The 1217-nt window shown below is 61.5% G+C and carries 1 pseudogene; it reads left to right on the top strand.

What is annotated here, in order from left to right:
• Nucleotides 1-86: 86 nt before the first annotated feature.
• Nucleotides 87-1217: pseudogene (locus ACZYTC_RS34220) on the top strand (IS3 family transposase); the annotation flags it as partial.

Here is a 1217-nt window from a genome sequence, read left to right as displayed (position 1 = left end):
ATGTCCTCCGTCAGCACCAATGGCACAGATTTGAGGTTGTGATTTAAGGAGGATCTGGGTTTCGTCGCATTGACGAAGGAACGAAGATGAAGCCCCGATCCTCCCACGTAAAATCGTCGGCGAAAGCCCCTGCAGAGCAGGTGGTAAAGGACATCCGGCGGCAGACCCGCCGGCACTTCTCGTCCGAGGACAAGATCCGCATTGTGCTGGAAGGCCTGCGCGGCGAGGACAGCATCGCCGAGCTGTGCCGTAAGGAAGGCATCGCGCAGAGCCTGTATTACACTTGGTCGAAGGAGTTCATGGAAGCGGGCAAGCGCCGCTTGGCCGGGGACACCGCTCGTGCTGCAACCACCGGTGAAGTGCAGGACCTGCGCCGCCAAGCCCGGGCGCTCAAGGAATGCGTGGCCGACCTGACGCTCGAGAACCGTCTGCTCAAAAAAAGCATGATCGCGGATGGGGAAGGCGACGAATGAGGTATCCCGCATCCGAAAAGCTCGAGATCATCAGGATCGTCGAGCAGGCGCACCTGCCGGCAAAGCGTACGCTGGACCAGCTCGGCATTCCCCGCCGAACGTTCTACCGCTGGTACGACCGCTACCTCGAAGGCGGACCGGAAGCGTTGGAAGATCGGCCATCGGCGCCGAGCCGGGTGTGGAACCGCATCCCGGTCAAGATCCACAACCAGATCATCAAGCTGGCGCTGGAACAGTCCGAGCTGAGCCCCCGAGAGCTGGCCGTGCGCTTCACCGACGAGCAGCGCTACTTCGTGTCGGAAGCCACGGTTTACCGGCTACTCAAAGCCCATGATCTGATCACCAGCCCGGCCTACGTCATGATCAAGGCCGCCGATCAGTTCCATACCAAGACCATCCGGCCGAACGAGATGTGGCAGACCGACTTCACCTACTTCAAGATCATCGGGTGGGGCTGGATGTACCTGTCGACCGTGCTCGACGACTTCTCGCGCTACATCATCGCCTGGAAGCTGTGCACCAACATGCGAGCCGAGGACGTGACCGACACGCTCGACCTCGCCCTGGCCGCATCGGGCTGCGATCACGCCACGGTGCTGCACAAGCCAAGGCTGCTCAGCGACAACGGCCCCAGCTACATCGCCGGCGAACTGGCGGAATATATCGAGGCCAACAAGATGAGCCACGTCCGCAGCGCCCCGATGCATCCCCAGACCCAGGGCAAGATCGAGCGCTGGCACCAGA

Source organism: Labrys sp. F242 (genome assembly GCF_057813875.1).
The sequence above is the reverse complement of the archived record's forward strand: the minus strand, read 5'-3'. Positions and strand labels throughout refer to the sequence as shown.